This is a genomic window from Candidatus Pantoea floridensis (genome assembly GCF_900215435.1).
Classification (GTDB): domain Bacteria; phylum Pseudomonadota; class Gammaproteobacteria; order Enterobacterales; family Enterobacteriaceae; genus Pantoea; species Pantoea floridensis.
Genome location: NZ_OCMY01000001.1, coordinates 3,645,592 through 3,663,794 on the forward strand (window position 1 = coordinate 3,645,592; position 18,203 = coordinate 3,663,794).

An 18,203-nucleotide genomic window follows, 5' to 3' on the forward strand; every position below is an offset into this window, starting at 1 on the left:
AGAACATAATGAGTTGTCATCAAAACGAAGAGCTGGGCATTCTTGCCCGGCGTAAGATTGAAGCCGAAATTATCAAACCGATTTATGACATCCTGGTGCGAGAGCTCGGGAAGGCTCAGGCGCAAGCGCTGATTGGAGAAGCCATTGAAAGCGCGGCTATCCAGGCGGGGCAAGAGTTTGCCAAAAAAGAGCCCAAAAAGGCAGATCTGCGAAGTTTCGTCAATCTGCAATATCTCTGGGAAAAAGACAATGCATTAGACGTTAAAGTGCTCGATGACGACGGGCAACGCTATAACTATGACGTCACCCGCTGTCGCTATGCCGAGATGTATCACGAGATGGGCTTAGGCGAGATTGGGCATCTCCTTTCTTGTGCGCGGGATGACAAGTTTATTGTCGGTTATGCACCTGAAGTTGAGCTAACGCGCACCACCACAGTGATGTCTGGTGCGCCGCGTTGTGACTTTCGCTATCGGGTAAAATCATGAGTATCACAGCCCGTATCAACGCGCAACGACTGTGGCAATCCCTCGAAACCTTTGCCACTTTTGGTGCGACCCCTGCTGGCGGTGTGACGCGTCTTACGCTAAGTGAAGAAGACCGTCAGGGGCGAGATACCCTGAAGCGCTGGGCCGCTGAAGCGGGTTTTTCCTGCGAGATTGATGAGTTGGGTAGTATGTTCATCAGACGACCCGGTAAAAATGCCGGGCTGGCGCCCGTCATGATCTGCTCTCATGCTGATTCACAACCGCAGGGAGGCAATTATGATGGTGTCTATGGCGTACTGGCCGGGTTGGAGGTGTTGCGCACCCTTAATGATCACGAAATCCAAACCGAGCGCGATATTCTGCTGGTTAACTGGACCAATGAAGAGGGCGCGCGATTTGCGCCAGCCATGTTGGCCTCGGGAGTTTGGGCCGGTGTCTTCTCTAAGGCCTTTGCACTGAGCCGCCTGGATAGTGCGGGTATCTCCGTTGCTGAGGCGTTGGAAACGATCGGCTATCAAGGTCGTCACAAAGTACAACCAATTGACCTTCATGCCTGCTATGAATTGCATATTGAACAAGGCCCGATCCTCGAAGAAACTCGCACGGATATTGGTATTGTTCATGCCGCCATGGGGCAGCGATGGTTTGAAGTCACCCTTCAGGGTTTTGCCGCGCATGCGGGCACGACACCAATGGATTTACGTCAGGATGCGATGTGCGGTTTTGCGGAAATTGTGCTGGCTGTCGAGAAGATTGCACAACAAAGCGGCAAGGATGGTCGGGGTACAATTGGCATGTCTCGGGTGGTGCCTAATTCCCGTAACGTTGTACCGGGTGAAGTTTTCTTCACCGTTGAGTTTCGTCATCCTGAATCAAAGAGTCTGGAAGTCATGGAATCAGGTTTGCATGATGCACTGAACACATTATCCCATCGTCATCTGACAGTTCACGTTGAGAAAATTTTTGATTATGCACCGATTAAGTTTGATCAGTGTTGTGTGTCTCGCATTGAAAAGGCGGTGGAACATTTGGAGTTCAGTCAAAGCAATATGGTCTCCGGGGCCGGCCATGATGCTTGTTATATTCAACGTGTAGCACCCACGGCTATTATTTTTATTCCTTGTGTAAAAGGGATTAGCCACAACGAGGCAGAAGCTATTTTGCCAGAATGGTCAGAGAAAGGGGCTAATACACTCTTTCGAACGATTATCATTGCGGCGAATGAAAGCGAGTAAATTCTCGTTAACTTAATATTCGTTAGCAAATTAAAACATATGCTTCGCGCTATTAAGCATTTTGTCTGATTTAATGACCTGTTGATAATCGGCTGCTGACTCTTAATGTATGCCGATAAATCAATGATAAATGTCTCAGGGATAAGTAAATCGTTTCGCGGCTTCCAGGCACTCGACAATATCAGTTTCGATGTGCAGCCACGAGAGGTGGTTTCCATCATTGGCCCGTCAGGTTCGGGAAAGTCCACGCTTTTACGTACGTTGAATCTTCTGGTCCTGCCCGATTCGGGGAAGATTTCAATCGGTAACGCATCTATAGATGCACAGCATGTCCAGCGAAAACAGATCAATACGCTGCGCAGTAAAAGCTCAATGGTCTTCCAGCATTACAATCTTTTTCGAAATAAAACCGCACAGGAAAATATTACTGAGGTCCTGCGTTTCGCTAAAAAACTAGGTCGTAAGGAAGCGGATGAAAAAGCCCTGGAATATCTCCATCGTGTCGGGCTGCATGATAAAGCGTCATCATATCCGGCGATGTTATCGGGAGGGCAACAGCAGCGGGTGGGAATTGCACGTGCGCTCAGTCTGGAACCTGAAGTCATTCTGATGGATGAGCCCACTTCCTCACTTGATCCTGAAATGCGCCGCGGCATATTAAAACTGATTGCCGAAATTGCGACGCAGAATATCACCCTGGCTATCGTGACTCATGAGATGAATTTTGCCCGAGAAATTTCAGATCGGCTCTTTTTTATGGAGCAAGGCAGAATCATCGCTCAGGGTGCACCCGATGAGATCATTCAAGGTGATGTGGGAAGCCGAATAGACGCCTTTGTAAACGACTACGAAATATAAGTCAGGAAACTAGACCATGAATTTTGACCTGATCTATATGTTCAAATTGATTCCCGCCATTCTGGGCTATCTGCCAATCACTTTGCTGATCTCGGGAGCTTCCATCATTGTAGCCACCTTACTGGGTTTGCTACTCGCGCTCATGCTGCGTGGCGGAAAGCTACTGCGTGGTGTCGCTCGGCTGTATATTTCCTTTTTCAGAGGCACTCCAGTACTGGTTCAATTATTGATTATCTATTTTGGTTTGCCACAACTATTTCCAGTATTGAATTCCGTTGGGCCCGTTTACGCGGTTATCGCCGGATTGAGTTTTAACACTGCTGCATATTTGGCTGAGATATTCCGCGCGGGGATTGATTCAGTGGACCGCGGGCAAATTGAAGCTGCACTGGCTAGCGGCTTAAGCCTACCCGTTGCTTGCTGGCGCATTTTGTTTCCGCAAATTTGTCGCAATGCGATCCCGGCAACAGGCAACATGTATATCGGGCTGATTAAAAACTCCTCACTGGCTTTTACACTCGGTGTCACCGAGTTGCTGTCGGCAGGAAAACTTGAAGCCACTGCCTCGCTTAAATTCTTCGAAGCTTATACCGCTGTTGCATTGGTCTATTGGGGAGTGACCTTCCTGCTCTCATTACTGCAGCGGCAACTGGAAACCCATCTGGGCAAACCCTATCAACAATAGTTCAGGAGTCGGTATGAAGTTAGGCGGATTGGTGATGTGCCTGTGTGCAGCAGTGTTGTTGAGCGCATGCGATCAAAGTAAGCAGACGAGCGATGCTCAGGATGTATTGCGTGTGGGTGCGACACCAGATGGTTACCCACACTACTTTAAGGAAGGCGGTGAGCTTAAGGGCTTCAGCGTCGATGTGCTGAACGCGGTCGCGAAGAAAGCGGGACTCAAAGTTGAGTGGGTTACTTCAGATTGGGTCGGTGTGCTGGGGTCTCTCCAGACCGGAAAAGTGGATACCGTGGGTAACTTCGCCGACACACCAGAACGTCGTAAAGCCTATAATTTTTCCACACCTTATTACTATTCAGCGGCACAGCTTGCAGTCAGTAAAAACAATAACTGGGTGCATGGCCTGAGCGATTTGAACGGTAAAACCGTGGCAGCGGAACTGGGTTCTAACTACGCCAACGTATTAAAGGAGTCAGATCCTGAGCATAAAATCAATCTGGTGACCTATGAAGGCAGGGACGTGGTGGTGAATGCGGTCGCGCAAGGTAAAGCCGATGCATTTATTTCAGGCCAGGTCATCCTGCTGGGACAAATCAAACAAAAAGGACTGCCACTTAAAGTCGTAGGCGAGCCTTTTGGCGTGCGTCAGGTGGCATTGCCGTTCCGCAAAGATGCGCAAGGAGACAAGTTACGGAAAAAAGTGGATGCTGCGCTCGTCCAATTGCGTAATGACGGTACGCTAAAATCCATTTCGGAAAAATGGTTTGATCAGGACCTCAGTCACGCGCCAGCAGGAGGGCAGAATTAATCATGTCCTCTTTACACCTCGCCTTGTTTCTCGAAACCACCGGTTGCCATTATGCGGGTTGGCGTATGCCCTCATCTCAACCTGTACCGCATCCCGCTGATTTCAAACAGCTCAAAGCGTTGGCGATGCAAGCCGAGCAGGCAAAGTTTGATCTGGTGTTTATGGCCGATAAATTGTCGGTCGATGATATCTATGGCAATGATTTTGCGGAAGCCGTCACCCATCGTGTCACCGAACGGCCCGATCCTTTTTCGGTGCTCTCTGCATTGAGTGCTGTCACGGAAAAGATCGGCCTCGCGGGAACGATCTCAAGTTCCTTCGCTAGCCCGTTTGCGGCGGCACGCACGCTGGCGACGCTTGACCATCTCTCTCAAGGCCGAGCAGGGTGGAATGTGGTGACTTCAACCAGCGGCGGTGAAGCCAGGAACTTTGGGGTGCCGTTGCTGAGCCATCATCAACGCTACCATAAGGCCGGTTCCTTTATTGAAGCGGTGTTCCGCTTATGGGACAGCTGGGAAGATGGTGCCATAGTGGGCGATCGAGAAAAGGGAATTTATGCCGATGCCCGTAAAATTCATTACGCTGACATCAGCAACAAGTGGTTCAACGTACAGGGACCGTTAAACCTCTCGCGCGCTCCACAGGGCCGCCCGGTAACGATTCAGGCTGGTGGGTCAGGGGCCTTTACCGAGCTGGCGGCCCAGCGCGCGGACGCCATTTTTGCTTCGGAAAAGCCCAGTCTTGCTGCCGCGCAGGCCTACTACGCAGCAATCAAAGCCAAAGTTGTGCAGTATGGACGCTCCGCCAAAAGCCTAAAAGTATTGCCGGGGTTGCAGCCGATTATCGGGGCGACACAAAAGGAAGCAGACGAGTTACTGGCTGAACTCAGCCAGTTGCATCATCCCCTGGCGACGCTGACGCACCTTTCAAACACCATGGATTATGACTGGTCACAACACTCGCTGGATGAAGCCATGCCGGATATTCTCCCCCATCTAAGTCGACGTGAACGTTTTGCTCCGATGCTGGATCACGCAAGAGAGCAGGGCATGACGCTGCGTCAGTTCACGAAATGGATAGCGAGAAGTGGCTTTATTGTGGCAGGCACGGCTGAAAGCCTCGCAGAGCGCATGGCGCTTTGGTACCAGCAGCGTGCAGTGGATGGATTTGTGATCATGCCACCCTGGCCCGGGGCGGCAGATGCCTTTTTTAATCACGTTATTCCACTTTTACAGGAAAGAGGAATTTTCAGGGAAGCCTATGAACACGACACTTTACGCGGCCATTTGGGTCTGCAGTGAACCGTTCTGAAAGCTGGGTACTGCAGGCCAAAATGTGTGCCGCGCTGACCTTAAAATCCTAGCGCTTGCCCATCACGTCGGCTGTCGCTGGCCGCGACATAGCCGTGGTCAGGACTCTCTGAAAGTCGCCAGATAAACTGCCCGGCACCGAAATCCATGTAGGGATCGTAAATGGATTTCAACTGATGTCCGCGATCCTTTAGTTGCTGTGTCACATCAGTGTCAAAACGGTTTTCCAGGTCCAGTGTGAAATCGCGATTCACTTTCCAGCGTGGAGCATCGCAGGCAGCTTGCGGTTGTTGCTGATAATCAAGCATGCGAACCACCGTTTGCACATGCCCCTGTGGCTGCATATCCCCGCCCATTACGCCGAAACTCATCTGTGGCTGACCATTTTGCGTGAGGAACGCCGGAATGATGGTATGGAAAGGGCGTTTACCCGGCGCTAGCACATTGGCTGATTTAGGATCGCTAGAAAAACCTGCCCCCCGGTTTTGTAAGCTGATGCCATATTCCGGCACCACCACGCCTGAACCAAAGCCCATATAGTTAGACTGAATAAAGGACACCATCATGCCGCTCTCATCTGCGGTGGTCAGATAAACGGTACCACCGCTGCGCGGGATCCCCGCCACGGGTAAGCTGGCGCGAGAAATATCAATCTGGGCAGCCCTCTGTTTAAGATAGGTGGGATCCAGCATCTGCTCCGGCGTGACTTCCATTGATGTTGGGTCAGCCACATAACGGTAGACATCTGCAAAGGCCAGCTTCATGGCCTCGATTTGTAAGTGCTGGCTATCAACGCTGTCCAGCCGCAGGCTGGCAAGGTCAAAGTTTTCCAAAATGCCCAGCGCAATCAGTGCGGCAATACCCTGTCCATTGGGTGGGATTTCATGCATCTCATAGCCACGATAAGACTGGCTGACCGGCGTTACCCATTCTGGCTGATAGCGACGTAAATCTTCTAATGTCAGGTTGCCGCCGGTTTTTTGTGCCCACTTCACAATTTTTTCGGCTAATTCTCCCTCATAGAAGGCTCGTGCGCCTTGGTCAGCAAGAATGCCCAACGTTTTCGCCGCCGCAGAAAAACGAAACGCTTCCCCTACTTGGGGCGCACGGCCATTTGGCATAAAAGCGTCTGCAAAACCTGGCTGCTCCGCCAGAATCGGGACGGCTGCCCGCCATTTCTTGGCCACCATGGGTGCGACCGTGACGCCACGCTCGGCGATCTCTAATGCGCTTTGCATTAAACGGGAGAAGGGCAATTTGCCAAATCGGCGATGCAGTGCATCCCAGCCGGCGACGGCCCCCGGTATAGTAACGGAGTCCCAACCGCGTTCGGGTCTATTAGCGTGTCCGCTGGCATTGTCACCATAACGTTGACGGAAATAGTTGAGATCCCACGCGGCAGGGGCAGGGCCGGACGCGTTGAGACCGTGCAATTGCCCGTCTGCCCAGACAAGCGCAAAGGCATCGCTGCCCAATCCATTAGATACAGGCTCGACGATGGTTAAGGTAGCTGCTGTCGCGATAGCAGCATCTACCGCATTACCGCCCTCCAGCAGGACTCGGTTGCCTGCCTGGGCAGCCAGCGGATGCGAAGTCGAAACCACGTTGCGCGCAAAAACAGGCGTGCGTGCGGTCAGATAGGGGTTTTCCCAGTTAAAAGCCATGCTCTTTCCTCTGATGCACACGCTCTTCAGCGGTGAGTTGCAATGCCCGTCGGTCCACTTTATTGGTTCCGGCAAGGGGGAAATCGTCGGTCAGCCAGATATGACGCGGATGCTGATAGGCGGGTCCATGCGCTAAAGCCCATGCTTTAAGCGCTTGGGGATCCAGTTGCTCACCCGCGCGTGGAATGACCCACGCAACCGGTTTTTGCCCTTTGATATCATCTGTCACCGGTACGACACAGGCTTGTTGTACCTGCGGATGGCTTTCGAGCAACTTTTCCACCTCACCAGGCCAGATGTTTTCGCCACCACTGACAAACATGTCATCATGGCGACCGACAAACCAGTAAAACCCCTGCTCATCACGGCGGAAAACATCCCCTGTGATGTACCAACCGTCAGATGTTAAAGGAGGGGAGACATCAGGCCGTTGATGATATCCCAGCATCAGCGCTGGGCTTTTCATCTCTAATACGCCTTCTTGTGCGGGTTTATCCTTTCTGCTCTGCAGTCTCACGCTAACGGCGGGATGAGGATAACCCGGAGACCCCGGCGGCGTTGGCAAACCATCAGGATGCGAACTGAAGACCACCGGTCCAGCCTCGGTGGTGCCATAGGCATTGATAATGCGCGCTTGTGGTAACCACTGACGCAGTGCCTTGTAGAGGCTATCGCTGACGGGTGCTGAACCCATGCGAATCACCCTTACGCAGGAGAGATCGACTGAGGCTAACAATGCTGTTTCCTGCAACATCATCGCCAGCATGGGGGGGACGGCCGTCAGCCAACTGCATCGGTAGCGATCAACCGCTTGTAAATAGGCTCGGGCTTCAAATTGCGGCAGCAGGACGGTGGTGACATGGCTGGCGAGCGTTAATAACGCCAGCGCAAGGGCATTCATATGATAGAAGGGCGCCGCAATCAGCACTTTCTCGCCCGTCAGTTCCTGCGCGGTCAACCGGGTTTGTACTACCCAACGGTGACTGGCGTGGGTTAAACGAACGCCTTTCGGCATGCCGGTAGAACCCGAAGTATAGAGCATTAAAGCCAGATCATCGGCTTTGGGAAGCCAAGCGGTGAATTCACCGTTACGTCCCAGCGTAGTCAGCGCGCTGCCAAAAGCTACCTGTGGCAAATCCGTACTGACGCGTGCAAGTTGATCGCTGTCACCCAGCAGCAGTTCGCTGCCGCTGTCAGTGAGAATGCGTTCAATCGTGCTAACCGGAAAACGAAAATTAATCGGTACCGCCACCAGACCCGCGCGCATGATGCCCAGCAGGCAAGCAATATACTCAATCGAGTTCCGTGCCAGAAGCGCAACGCGGCTCCCTGCTGGCCACCCGTACTGTTGCAAGCCAAGTCCGATGGCATCTGCACGGGTATTTAACGTGCGGAATGTGATGGTATTTTGTCGCTCATCCTGCGGCATCAGAAACGCGATCCGATCGCTTTCACACAGGCTAGCGTGAAACACGCCGAGGTTTTCTGGCCAGTCTAAAAATGTCTTGTTAGTCATCGGTAAACTCCAGCACCATTTGCAGAGCCGGAATCGCAACACGAAGTTGTCCTGTACGCTGCTCATGCGGAAGGCCAATCGCTGCTGCCACTTGTGATACCAGTGTCAGGTCTCGCCCCGAAATCTGTATGGCAGCAAACCAGCTTTCACGTTCAGTCGCCGACGGCAGCAGCACACCGTATTCTTGGTGCCATTCTGCTGGACTGATGACGTGTAAAAGATCGGTTTGCCCAAGACGCGCGTATTGCTGTGCGGTAGCGACAACCTCTTTTGCGACCACAATCAGCGACTTTATTCTGCCCGACTGAAGCCATTCGTCACGCCAGACCCACTCAGGGGTATGGTGCTGACAAAAGTAAACACGACCTGCGCTAAAGCTACCGGCTTGCAGGCGCATCGTGCTGAAGCGTGCTTCGGCACTGGCCTGAGCGCTGCCGACCTCTCGTGAGAAGTGTTGTACCGGTTGTACGGCGAATCCTGACTGACGTAGCGTATTTTCAGTTTGGGCGGCATCTGTCGTGGCAAACACTAATCCATCAATACCGACCGGGCTCTCCAGGAGTTCGCGTCGCAAGGGTTCGCGCTGATCTGGCAGACCAATCAGCTCCAGATAATGATGCTCAAACATGATCAAATGATTAATCGACCCCAGGCTGTGATATCCGCGCGGGGTTAAGTGGAAGCCCAGGTCTGCAAACAGCTTTGCGCTGTCATCCAGCGCAAAATGGCTATTAATCACTAAATGATCCAATGGCAGGATCATGCTACCCCCTGTGTGACCGGCGTGGCGTAAAGACCCCGTCCGCTTGCGACCAGTCGACCTTCCGCATCATGGATCCAGGCTTCCGCACTGGAGGCGAGTTTGCCGTGTTTGATGACTTTGGCGCTTACCGTAAGATCACCGCGTGCAGGGCGATGGTAATCCACGTGCAGATTCAGCGTTGGCACGCCTTTTTGTGTCCAGGCAACCAACGCCCAGTCAGCTGCAAGGTCAATCAGCGTCGCCAGAATTCCACCATGAATGTAGCCACCCGCAGGATTGACCACAAACTCAGCGCGAAACGGAACCTGTAGCGTAATTTCCCCTTCCGCTACGTTGAATACTTTCAATCCAAGCCATTGATGATAGGGGCCTTGCAGCAGTTTTTGTTCGACTTCATGTGCATTCATGACTGAGCTCCTGATGAGGGATTAACAATGACTTTGCCGAGCACTTCACGATCGCGAATCAGACGTAACCCTTCAGCGGCTTGTTCAAGAGGTAAAACGCGATCGATTAATGGTGTAATCTGGCCGTTGGCAACCATGTGCAGCAGCGCGGTTAAATCTTCCTTATAGAAACTGTTTGAGCCTTTGATATTCAGCTCAAAACTCCAGACATAACGTAAATCTTCTTTTGGGTCGTAACCCGCAGTTGCACCACATACCAGTAGCGTACCGCCGCGTTTCAGGCACTTCAGCGAGGGGCGCCAGGTTTCTCCACCGGTAAAGTTAACCACCACATCAACGCCCCCTTCATGCGTGCGGCGCTGCGGTTTTCCATATTTTTCGATCGCCCAGCGCGAGAAGTCCTGCTCGCGATAATTCACCACATGGTCGGCACCTAAAGCTTTCAGCGCTGTGGCTTTTTCATCACTGCCCGCACAGGCAATCACTTCCGCACCAAGGTGTTTCGCCAGCACTACACAGGCCGTGCCAACACCGCCGCTGGCGCCTAAGATCAGCACCTTGTCACCCGTTTTCACGGTATTGTGGGTTATTAGCATACGGTGCGCCGTGCCATAGGCCACGGGCAGGGCCGCCGCATGTTCGAAGCTCACCTTTTCAGGGATGGCTATCAGCTGGCTGGCCTCAACCAGCGCATACTCGGCCATGCCGCCATCAATCATCTCGCCCATCAAACCGACGCCGGGTTTCAGTGGATTCACCAACACGCGATCGCCGATGGCCCAGTCAGCGACATCATCACCCACGCTGGCGATGGTGCCGGCTAAATCCAGCCCTGGCACAACCGGCAACGGAATCTTGATGCCCGGCATGCCCTGAACGGTGAACACATCGTGATAGTTGAAAGAGGAAGAGTGAACCTGCACCACCACGTGGCCCGCCTGGACAAGTGGCTGGGGCTTGTCAGGATCAATCTGCAATTGGTCAAGGTCGCCGTGTTGGTTTAATACCAGCGCTTTCATGAGTTGTACTCCGGTTTAGTTCAGGGTTTTGGATTGAAGGTAAGGGCGGTTATCAAACAGCTGATTGTTCAATGCACCTTTGACTGCGCCGCTACTGAGCAGTACCGCATGCTCACGCTTCAGCGTGTCAATGTCGGCTGTTTCAAATGACATCTGGTTCATGCGATCCCACAGGCCGACATAGGCACGGGCCTGGTCTTCCGGCAGATTTGCTTGAGTCTGAAGAATTTTCACGACCTGATCGGGATGGGTGCGGCCCCACGCCAGCGTGTCACGCAAGGCGGCAATAACCTGGGCAACGGCTTCAGGGTGCTGTGCGATCAGCTCGCTGCGTGCGGTGCCGACGCCGATATACGGCAGCGCATCGCTATGGGTAAGCTTTTTCCATTCGTCGGCATAGGTCGCGATGACGCGCAATTTCAGCTCTGGAAGTTGCTGAACGGTCAGCGTACGCAGGGCTGCGGCATCAATTTGTTTTTGCGACAAGAACTGCGCGAGGCGGGACTCGTTGCCACCAATCAAGGCAAAGTCATTGGCCGTGATGCCGGCATTTTCCTGTAACAGAGTGGTGCCAATTACCGCCACCGATGAGCCTGCCGGAGACATGCCTATTTTTTTACCTTTCAACTGAGCTAGCGAGGTAATGGGCGAACCTTGCGGCACAACAAAGGCCACGTCGGCGGGCTGGGTAGCGGCAATGATTTTGACCGGCACACCTTCTGATGCCATGCTAAATACGCCAGCAACCGGTGCGCCGAATGCTAAATCAATCGATCCCGAAGCTAATGCCTTTAACGGTGCGTTTACATCCGGGAAATGCACGAACTCTGCATCGATCCCGCGCTTCTTAAGAAAAGCCTGGTTTTCAAGCACTGCGCCGTAACCGAGGCTGACGCCCGAGGTCCAGTATCCGATACGAATTTTTGTGTTGGCAAAGCTAAGCTGCGGTAACAGCGTGGCCAGCAGCGTGAACAAGACAAGCAGCTTTTTCATGACATACCTCTGATGAAAAGAATGAGTTATATGCGTTTTTTCCAGCGGAAAATGTGTCGCTCCAGTGGCTTCAACAGACCACCTTCCAGCAACAACATCAGTGCGACGAGTAGTAGTGTCCAGGCGAAAACCTGGCTGGTTTGCACCAGGTCGCCGGCCTGGCGCAGGCGGTAACCGATCCCATCCGATGAACCGAGCGTTTCAGCCACCAGAGACACGCGCCAGCCGAAACCAAACGCCAGACGCGCACCGGAGAAGAAGTAGGGCAAAATTGAAGGAAAATAAATTTTTGACAGCAGTTGTCTGCGGCTCATGCGGAAACTGCGTGCCAGCTCCACAAACTGGGTTTCCACATTCAGCGCGCCCTGCCAGACGTTGGTTAAAATCAGCGGCATCGCTGTCATAAACACCACGAACACCGTGGTGGCGTCTGATATGCCAAACCAGATGATGGCAAAAATGGCCCAGATGGCTGAAGAGACCGTATTGAGGACTGCCAGCAGCGGTTCACAGAATCGTGCGACACGCGGATTGGCACCGAGCACCAAGCCGCAAAGCGTGCCGATAAATGCGGCCAGCGCAAAACCTGACACCACACGCCCCAGCGTTACGCCAATGTCATGAAATAAGGTGCCGGTATGCCACAACCCAAGCAGAGCCTGCCAGGTCGCACCAGGGCTGGGTAAAATAAACGTCGGCAGGTGCTGCGAACCTTGCCACCATGCCAGCAGAAAAATACCCATCAGGACCAGACGTTGGATGAGCAGACTGAGCGTGCGTGAAAGTAAGGTCATTTCACACCTCCAGCCTGAGCAAACGAATCTGTTCATTGACGTCAGGGAGAGTGGCAATGCGCGGTCGCGGTAAGGACAATGCCGTTTGCGAGTGAATACGACCTGGGTGCGGCTTCAGCACAACGACCCGATCGGCTAATACAACGGCTTCTTCAACATCATGCGTCACGATAATAATGGTCATCGCCGTTAGCGCCTGGATGCGTAAGAGTTCGTTGTGTAATGTACTGCGCGTTTGAGGATCAAGACGTGAAAAAGGCTCATCCATCAGCATGATTTGCGGCTGCACCACCAGGCTGCGCGCCAGCGCAACACGGCTGCGCATGCCGCCAGACAATTGATGAGGCCAGTGCTGGGCATAATCTGCGAGTCCCACCAGCTTTAAAGCATCACTGACGCGTTGCTGCTTCTCAGATTTGCTCAGTGCGCTATTTTCCAGGCCAAAATGCACGTTCTGTTGGACTGAGCGCCAGGGTAGCAGTCTGTCCTCCTGAAACAAGTAGGCTACCTGTTGCCATTGCTGAAAATGCTTCGCTGCTGTTCCCTGAATAAGAATGTCGCCATCATCGGCATCAAGCAGACCGGAAATGAGATTGAGCAACGTGCTTTTTCCACCTCCAGAGGCACCAAGCAGAGCGACAATCTCTCCGTTTTGAATGCTTAATGAGATTTTTTCCAGTACAGGCTGATGGGCGAAGGATTTACTGACATCCTTTAACTTTATGGCCGCGCTCATTCAAATATCTCCCGCGGCAACACAGGTAATAAGGTGCCTTTCTTGCTCAGGGTGGCATATATTTTTTCCAGCGTCATCGCCTGGAAAGTTTCAATATGTCGGCGTGCAATAGTTTCAACGCGTTTTGCATCACCTTCTATAAACGCCTCAATCATGGCGTTATGGTCATGTTTAATTTCGGGTTTAATTCGCTGAACATTAAATCCCAGCGCCACCAGGCGCGACATTTCATCCATCAGCCCTGACAAGGTATTAATCAGGTGTTGATTGCCCGTTGCTTCCACGATGGTGAGGTGAAAGCGTTTATTAGCATTCATAAAAACATCGATGCGCGTAGAGAGCGGAGCAGCCACTTCAACGCGGCACTGCGCCTCCAGCGATTTGAGCAATTCAATATCCACTTTCCCCACAGCAAGGCGTGCTGCAAGGGGTTCGAGCGCGGCGCGCACCGTGAAGACCTCTTCTACGTCTTGCACAGAAACCGGTGCAATGCGATAGCCCTTGCGCGGCCGGGAAATGACGAGTTTTTCATGGCTTAGCCGGGCCAACGCCAGACGTATCGTGCTTTTACCGGTGTGATAGCGCTCCATCAATTCAGATTCAGTCACCAGCGATCCCGGCAGCAAGCGGCAGGTCAATATATCGCGGCGAATCGTATGGTATGCCTTATCACTTAGAGATAAAAAATCAGTCACGCTGGCCTCTCAGTATGCCCTTGTGAGCTGCTCACAGGGCGAGGTTGAAGAGATGAATTAGCGCATTCTTAATTAAACATATTGTCATTTCCTAATAATTAAATCAGTAATCTAATCTATAAAAATGCATAGTGTGGGCTGCTCACACATAGACACTTAGCATTTTACTGAATAAATTCGCTTTAATTATTCTGGGCATCCCACTTCATCCAGGAAATGCACATAAATAGATAAAGTTATTTGTTCTTGATTCAAAATCACTCCTTTACCCTGGTGACCAATACTCATTACCCAGGAAATAAAAGATGCGACTGCAGTGGGTTTTATTTTCGCTTTTATGTGCAGGTGTTGTTCCGGCTAAAGCGGTTGATAATGTAACGGTTGCGCTGGCTATACCCTTAGCCGTACATGATGGCGCACCTTACGCGGCAGCACAGGAATTGGGACTGTTTAAGCAACAGAATCTGGCGGTAAATCTGGTGGTGTTCCAGGGTGCTGGCGCTTTATTACCTCAAGTTGCCAGCAAGCGCGTGACTTTTGGTTTTCCTGTTTCAGAGCCGGTGATATCCAGCTATTTCAGCGGCAAAAATCCTCTTCCGTTACGTTTTTTTTATAACGGCACGCCATCACAAACCATGGAATATGCGGTTTTAGCCGACTCACCCATTAAAACGCTATCTGACCTCAAAGATAAAAATATTGGTGTAGGCGCACTGACGTGGGGCACGATTCCTAACAGCAGAGCCGCGCTTAAGGTGGCAGGATTTCAACCCGGTAAAAATGTCAAGTTCGTCGCCGTAGGAGCGCTGGGATCAGGATTTGTTGCCTTACGGAATAAGCGGGTCGATGCACTGAATTTTAACAGTAGCTGGGACGATATTCTGGAATTGTCGGGAACACCGATTCGACGTATCGCTTACCCTGACGTGTTTCAGGAAAGTGCCGGCAATGGCTTTATCGCCCATGAGGATACCTTTAAAGATAATCCGGATCTCATCCGCCGCTTCGGCCGTGCCTATACCGAAGCGCACTATGTGTGTGAAATCAATCCAACCTATTGCGTGCAGGCGTTTTGGCGGCAGAACCCGGAAAGCAAGCCGGCAAATGCCGATGCCAAAGCACTTGCTGATGCAACCACGCTTCTTTCACGCCGCCTGCATCGCACGCTTTATAGGGAAGACGGCTCGCGCCGGACACCAGGTGAATACGATCTGAAAGTGATCCGTTCTTCTATCACCGCCATGGCCCAGGCCGGTGAGTTCCCCAGCGCTGACGTACCCGTCGATCGCATCTTCTCGAACCAGTTTGTCGCCGCTTTTAATGACTTTGATAAGCAAGCCCTGAAAAAACGCGCCGAGGAGGCCAAATGAGCGCTCAATTATTCATCGACCACCCCGACGATTTGATTGATCGACCACGCCAGATTCATGCAGTGGGTCTGGCTGAAGGCGTCGCCACGCTGACCACTGACTTTGTGCATGCTGATGGCAGCATTTGGCAAAGTGTTGCTCGCTTTGATATCGATGGATCGGGGGTGTTAAATCTCGACACGGCAGCACCGATTGAGGGGGACTGGTCGCTAGCGGAACCGGGAGCATTCATTTGGGCGTTGCGAAAGCAATCTGGACCTACCGATCCCAGTTCAAGTGAAAGTCTGGCGCCGCGCGAATTGAAATTGCAGCTGCATGATGCGAAAGATGAGGTCGCTACGGCAACACTGACGCAGCGTATTCTCGCGGACGGCGTTGTCCGACGCGAAGTCCGCGAGCAAGGATTGTCTGGCACGCTGTTCACACCCCCAGGCACCGGGCCTTTCCCCTTGGTCATTGTGCTTAATGGTTCTGGCGGCGGTATGCCTGAATCCCGTGCGGCGCTGTTTGCGGCGCAGGGTTATCAATCACTGGCACTGGGATATTTCAAAGCGCCAGGCAGACCTGATTACATATCCGAAACGCCGCTTGAGTATTTTGAGCAGGCGCTAATTTGGGCACGGCAAGCATTACAGCCGCGAGCTGACTTTATCGCGGTGGCAGGGCACTCACGAGGCGGTGAGCTGGCGCTGCTGTTAGGTGCAACTTATCCCGATCTGGTTTCAGCGGTGATGGGTTATGTGCCGAGTGCTGTAGTGCACGGCACATTACGTGCTGGACGCCCAGACGAGCCAAGAGATGCCGTCGCCTGGACCTATCAGGGGCAACCTTTACGCAACATCTGGCAGGAAAACCCCGCAGCGGATTGGCATGCTTTTGATCATCCACCGGAGCCCGGTGCACCTATCCGCCAGGCGCCTGCATTCGTGGCCGTTGAGCAACACGCTGCCAGCCTGACAGCTGCACGCATACCTGTTGAGCGTATTGCCGGACCGGTGCTGCTCATCTCTGGCAGCGATGACGGGTTTTGGCCTTCTCGTGATTATTGCCGTCGCATTGAAGAAACGCTGCGGGCTCATCGGCATCGCTGGCCTGTGGAACATGTGGAGAATAACGGTGCGGGCCACGCCATTGGCTTTCCTGGTGTTCCGACGACTGACATCGCGCGTGTGCATCCGGTGGCCGGCGTTGTCATTGATGGCGGTGGCACCGCGCTGGAAAATGCACGAGCCAACCAACGTAGTTGGGAGCGGGTACTGGTATTTTTAGCTGCTGCAACATCGGCTCAGTCATGATTGAGGCACTGCAACTTCGGGATATTGAACTTACATATCCGACACGTCGCGGCACGATCCAAGCATTGTCGAACGTGAATTTATCCGTGCGGGAAGGGGAGTTTGTGGCCATTCTAGGTCCTTCTGGCTGCGGCAAATCGACCTTACTCAAACTTGCGGCGGGATTATTACCCGCCAGTGGTGGGGAGATAACCCTTGGCGGCCATCCCCTGTCAGGTCCAGGCAAACAGACCGGCGTGGTCTTCCAGAAGCCTAATCTGTTGCCATGGAAAACGGTGCTAGAAAATGTACTGCTACCGGCGCGTACACTGGGTCTGGCTATCGCGCCAGCGCGCTTGCGAGCCTACCACATGCTGGAATTGGTGGGCTTGGCGGAATTTGCAGCGAACTATCCTTTTGAGCTCTCCGGTGGAATGCAACAGCGAGTGGGTATTGCACGAATGCTGTTACATGACCCGCAGCTATTGCTGATGGATGAACCCTTTGCGGCACTGGATGCGCTCTCAAGAGAAACGTTAATGCTGGAGTTACAGCGTATCTGGGAACAGCAGCGCAAATCCGTGCTGTTCATCACCCACAGTATTCAGGAAGCGGTGTTTCTTGCCGACCGCGTGCTGGTGATGTCGCCACGGCCTGGCACGCTGGTTGAAGATTTAATCATTCCGTTGCCGCGTCCGCGAACGCTTGAAACGCTTGCCGACCGGGACTTTATGCAGTTATGCCAGCATTTGAGGAGCTATTTTACTCATGCGTAAGATTATGCCATTTCTTTGCCCGACCATCAGTTTGGCGGTGCTGCTACTGCTGTGGGACTTTTCGGTACGGCTTTTTGCTATTCCTGATTATCTTCTGCCCGGCCCAGCTGCGGTGTTCTTAGCCCTTTATCAGGGGTTCGCGGATGCCAGTATCTGGCCGCATATTGCTGCAACATTAAGTGAAATTGCCTTGGGTTATACCTTTGGAAGTCTGTTGGCTATCGCTCTCGGCATCGTTCTGGCTGAATCCACTACCTTTGAACGATTTGTTTATCCGCTGCTGGTCGCCTTGCAGGCGATGCCCAAAGTCGCATTAGGTCCCATTATTCTGGTGTGGTGCGGTTTTGGCATCGCCTCCAAAGTAGTCTTGGTCACTCTCGTGTGTTTTTTCCCGTTGTTCGTTAATACCGTAAATGGCATTCGTCGCACGGATAATGAATTGTTAGATACCTGTCGGGCATTTTCAGCTTCGAAAGTTTACTTATTGATTCATGTGAAACTTCCATCGGCTGCCAGTGAAATATTTTCTGGATTACAGATTGGTGTTTCACTGGCGTTAATTGGAGCCGTTGTTGCCGAGTTTTTGTCAGCTCAACAGGGTTTGGGATATTTAATTGCCTCCAGCTCCGTCAATATGAGCCTTTCAACGATGTTTTCTGGTGTGTTGCTATTGGCGGTAATAGGCATATGTGGTGCTCATTTTGTAAAAATACTGCAGCGTAAGGTTGTTTTTTGGGAGGTATCATCAAAGCGTTAATCTAAATTTGGGGGTGTTTAAAAGATGCATTCAAATGTGTTTAATTACATGGTGAAGA

Annotated in this window: 19 protein-coding genes; 10 read left to right on the forward strand and 9 right to left on the reverse strand. The window is 52.3% G+C overall.

The window, feature by feature from the left end:
* Positions 1–8: 8 nt before the first annotated feature.
* The 6 genes from CRO19_RS16975 to CRO19_RS17000 all read left to right on the forward strand — a co-directional run bounded on the left by CRO19_RS16975 (position 9) and on the right by CRO19_RS17000 (position 5,372).
* Positions 9–488: an L-2-amino-thiazoline-4-carboxylic acid hydrolase gene (locus CRO19_RS16975; protein ID WP_097096883.1), complete on the forward strand. Its 480-nt coding sequence runs from the start codon at positions 9–11 to the stop codon at positions 486–488.
* Positions 485–1,723 (forward strand): Zn-dependent hydrolase, encoded by a 1,239-nt coding sequence (locus tag CRO19_RS16980; RefSeq protein ID WP_097096884.1) that lies wholly within the window; start codon positions 485–487, stop codon positions 1,721–1,723. The genes CRO19_RS16975 and CRO19_RS16980 overlap by 4 nt, the downstream gene beginning before the upstream one ends.
* A gap of 123 nt (positions 1,724–1,846) precedes the next feature.
* Positions 1,847–2,581 (forward strand): amino acid ABC transporter ATP-binding protein, encoded by a 735-nt coding sequence (locus CRO19_RS16985; RefSeq protein ID WP_097097687.1) that lies wholly within the window; start codon positions 1,847–1,849, stop codon positions 2,579–2,581.
* A gap of 16 nt (positions 2,582–2,597) precedes the next feature.
* Entirely contained in the window at positions 2,598–3,266 is a 669-nt protein-coding gene (locus tag CRO19_RS16990) for an amino acid ABC transporter permease (protein ID WP_097096885.1), read from the forward strand.
* 13 nt (positions 3,267–3,279) lie between these two features.
* Positions 3,280–4,071: an amino acid ABC transporter substrate-binding protein gene (locus tag CRO19_RS16995; protein ID WP_097096886.1), complete on the forward strand. Its 792-nt coding sequence runs from the start codon at positions 3,280–3,282 to the stop codon at positions 4,069–4,071.
* A 2-nt stretch (positions 4,072–4,073) separates the two neighbouring features.
* Complete coding sequence (locus CRO19_RS17000) at positions 4,074–5,372, forward strand: NtaA/DmoA family FMN-dependent monooxygenase (RefSeq protein ID WP_097096887.1); 1,299 nt, start codon at positions 4,074–4,076, stop codon at positions 5,370–5,372.
* Between the two features lie 50 nt (positions 5,373–5,422).
* Here CRO19_RS17000 and ggt read toward each other — a convergent pair whose 3' ends face one another.
* From ggt to CRO19_RS17045, 9 genes are read right to left on the reverse strand one after another with little or no spacing between them, the layout of a single operon-like run.
* Positions 5,423–7,045, reverse strand: a complete 1,623-nt coding sequence (gene ggt, locus CRO19_RS17005; RefSeq protein WP_097096888.1) for a gamma-glutamyltransferase — start codon at positions 7,043–7,045, stop codon at positions 5,423–5,425.
* The gene (locus CRO19_RS17010) at positions 7,035–8,561 is read right to left on the reverse strand and encodes a class I adenylate-forming enzyme family protein (protein ID WP_097096889.1); all 1,527 of its coding nucleotides are present in this window, start codon (positions 8,559–8,561) and stop codon (positions 7,035–7,037) included. Before CRO19_RS17010 ends, ggt begins: the two co-directional genes overlap by 11 nt.
* Positions 8,554–9,324 (reverse strand): VOC family protein, encoded by a 771-nt coding sequence (locus tag CRO19_RS17015; RefSeq protein WP_097096890.1) that lies wholly within the window; start codon positions 9,322–9,324, stop codon positions 8,554–8,556. Before CRO19_RS17015 ends, CRO19_RS17010 begins: the two co-directional genes overlap by 8 nt.
* The gene (locus CRO19_RS17020; RefSeq protein WP_097096891.1) at positions 9,321–9,731 is read right to left on the reverse strand and encodes a PaaI family thioesterase; all 411 of its coding nucleotides are present in this window, start codon (positions 9,729–9,731) and stop codon (positions 9,321–9,323) included. Before CRO19_RS17020 ends, CRO19_RS17015 begins: the two co-directional genes overlap by 4 nt.
* Positions 9,728–10,750, reverse strand: a complete 1,023-nt coding sequence (locus CRO19_RS17025; protein ID WP_097096892.1) for a zinc-binding dehydrogenase — start codon at positions 10,748–10,750, stop codon at positions 9,728–9,730. The genes CRO19_RS17020 and CRO19_RS17025 overlap by 4 nt, the downstream gene beginning before the upstream one ends.
* A 15-nt stretch (positions 10,751–10,765) precedes the next feature.
* Positions 10,766–11,743, reverse strand: coding sequence for an ABC transporter substrate-binding protein (locus tag CRO19_RS17030; protein ID WP_097096893.1), 978 nt, complete (start codon positions 11,741–11,743; stop codon positions 10,766–10,768).
* A 26-nt stretch (positions 11,744–11,769) separates the two neighbouring features.
* Positions 11,770–12,537, reverse strand: a complete 768-nt coding sequence (locus CRO19_RS17035; protein WP_320204491.1) for an ABC transporter permease — start codon at positions 12,535–12,537, stop codon at positions 11,770–11,772.
* 1 nt (position 12,538) lies between these two features.
* Positions 12,539–13,273, reverse strand: a complete 735-nt coding sequence (locus CRO19_RS17040; protein WP_097096895.1) for an ABC transporter ATP-binding protein — start codon at positions 13,271–13,273, stop codon at positions 12,539–12,541.
* Positions 13,270–13,968 carry a GntR family transcriptional regulator gene (locus CRO19_RS17045; RefSeq protein ID WP_097096896.1) on the reverse strand — a complete coding sequence of 233 codons (699 nt, stop codon included), beginning with the start codon at positions 13,966–13,968 and terminating at the stop codon, positions 13,270–13,272. The genes CRO19_RS17040 and CRO19_RS17045 overlap by 4 nt, the downstream gene beginning before the upstream one ends.
* A 305-nt stretch (positions 13,969–14,273) precedes the next feature.
* Between CRO19_RS17045 and CRO19_RS17050 the strand changes: the two genes are divergently transcribed.
* The 4 genes from CRO19_RS17050 to CRO19_RS17065 are packed head-to-tail and all read left to right on the forward strand — an operon-like array spanning position 14,274 to position 18,145.
* A complete protein-coding gene (locus tag CRO19_RS17050; protein WP_097096897.1) occupies positions 14,274–15,338 on the forward strand; it encodes an ABC transporter substrate-binding protein in 1,065 nt (354 codons plus the stop codon).
* The gene (locus CRO19_RS17055; RefSeq protein ID WP_097096898.1) at positions 15,335–16,633 is read left to right on the forward strand and encodes an acyl-CoA thioester hydrolase/BAAT C-terminal domain-containing protein; all 1,299 of its coding nucleotides are present in this window, start codon (positions 15,335–15,337) and stop codon (positions 16,631–16,633) included. The genes CRO19_RS17050 and CRO19_RS17055 overlap by 4 nt, the downstream gene beginning before the upstream one ends.
* The gene (locus tag CRO19_RS17060) at positions 16,630–17,388 is read left to right on the forward strand and encodes an ABC transporter ATP-binding protein (RefSeq protein WP_069729721.1); all 759 of its coding nucleotides are present in this window, start codon (positions 16,630–16,632) and stop codon (positions 17,386–17,388) included. Before CRO19_RS17055 ends, CRO19_RS17060 begins: the two co-directional genes overlap by 4 nt.
* Positions 17,381–18,145, forward strand: coding sequence for an ABC transporter permease (locus CRO19_RS17065; RefSeq protein ID WP_097096899.1), 765 nt, complete (start codon positions 17,381–17,383; stop codon positions 18,143–18,145). Before CRO19_RS17060 ends, CRO19_RS17065 begins: the two co-directional genes overlap by 8 nt.
* Positions 18,146–18,203 lie beyond the last annotated feature (58 nt).

Excerpts from the sequence above, each read along its gene's own strand:
- CRO19_RS16995 (WP_097096886.1), top strand. The coding sequence starts at position 3,280 with ATGAAGTTAGGCGGATTGGTGATGTGCCTGTGTGCAGCAGTGTTGTTG.
- CRO19_RS17050 (WP_097096897.1), top strand. The coding sequence starts at position 14,274 with ATGCGACTGCAGTGGGTTTTATTTTCGCTTTTATGTGCAGGTGTTGTT.
- CRO19_RS16980 (WP_097096884.1), top strand. The coding sequence starts at position 485 with ATGAGTATCACAGCCCGTATCAACGCGCAACGACTGTGGCAATCCCTC.
- CRO19_RS17010 (WP_097096889.1), bottom strand. The coding sequence starts at position 8,561 with ATGACTAACAAGACATTTTTAGACTGGCCAGAAAACCTCGGCGTGTTT.
- CRO19_RS17055 (WP_097096898.1), top strand. The coding sequence starts at position 15,335 with ATGAGCGCTCAATTATTCATCGACCACCCCGACGATTTGATTGATCGA.
- ggt (WP_097096888.1), bottom strand. The coding sequence starts at position 7,045 with ATGGCTTTTAACTGGGAAAACCCCTATCTGACCGCACGCACGCCTGTT.
- CRO19_RS17040 (WP_097096895.1), bottom strand. The coding sequence starts at position 13,273 with ATGAGCGCGGCCATAAAGTTAAAGGATGTCAGTAAATCCTTCGCCCAT.
- CRO19_RS16975 (WP_097096883.1), top strand. The coding sequence starts at position 9 with ATGAGTTGTCATCAAAACGAAGAGCTGGGCATTCTTGCCCGGCGTAAG.
- CRO19_RS17060 (WP_069729721.1), top strand. The coding sequence starts at position 16,630 with ATGATTGAGGCACTGCAACTTCGGGATATTGAACTTACATATCCGACA.
- CRO19_RS17035 (WP_320204491.1), bottom strand. The coding sequence starts at position 12,537 with ATGACCTTACTTTCACGCACGCTCAGTCTGCTCATCCAACGTCTGGTC.
- CRO19_RS17030 (WP_097096893.1), bottom strand. The coding sequence starts at position 11,743 with ATGAAAAAGCTGCTTGTCTTGTTCACGCTGCTGGCCACGCTGTTACCG.
- CRO19_RS17065 (WP_097096899.1), top strand. The coding sequence starts at position 17,381 with ATGCGTAAGATTATGCCATTTCTTTGCCCGACCATCAGTTTGGCGGTG.
- CRO19_RS16985 (WP_097097687.1), top strand. The coding sequence starts at position 1,847 with ATGATAAATGTCTCAGGGATAAGTAAATCGTTTCGCGGCTTCCAGGCA.
- CRO19_RS17000 (WP_097096887.1), top strand. The coding sequence starts at position 4,074 with ATGTCCTCTTTACACCTCGCCTTGTTTCTCGAAACCACCGGTTGCCAT.
- CRO19_RS16990 (WP_097096885.1), top strand. The coding sequence starts at position 2,598 with ATGAATTTTGACCTGATCTATATGTTCAAATTGATTCCCGCCATTCTG.
- CRO19_RS17020 (WP_097096891.1), bottom strand. The coding sequence starts at position 9,731 with ATGAATGCACATGAAGTCGAACAAAAACTGCTGCAAGGCCCCTATCAT.
- CRO19_RS17015 (WP_097096890.1), bottom strand. The coding sequence starts at position 9,324 with ATGATCCTGCCATTGGATCATTTAGTGATTAATAGCCATTTTGCGCTG.
- CRO19_RS17025 (WP_097096892.1), bottom strand. The coding sequence starts at position 10,750 with ATGAAAGCGCTGGTATTAAACCAACACGGCGACCTTGACCAATTGCAG.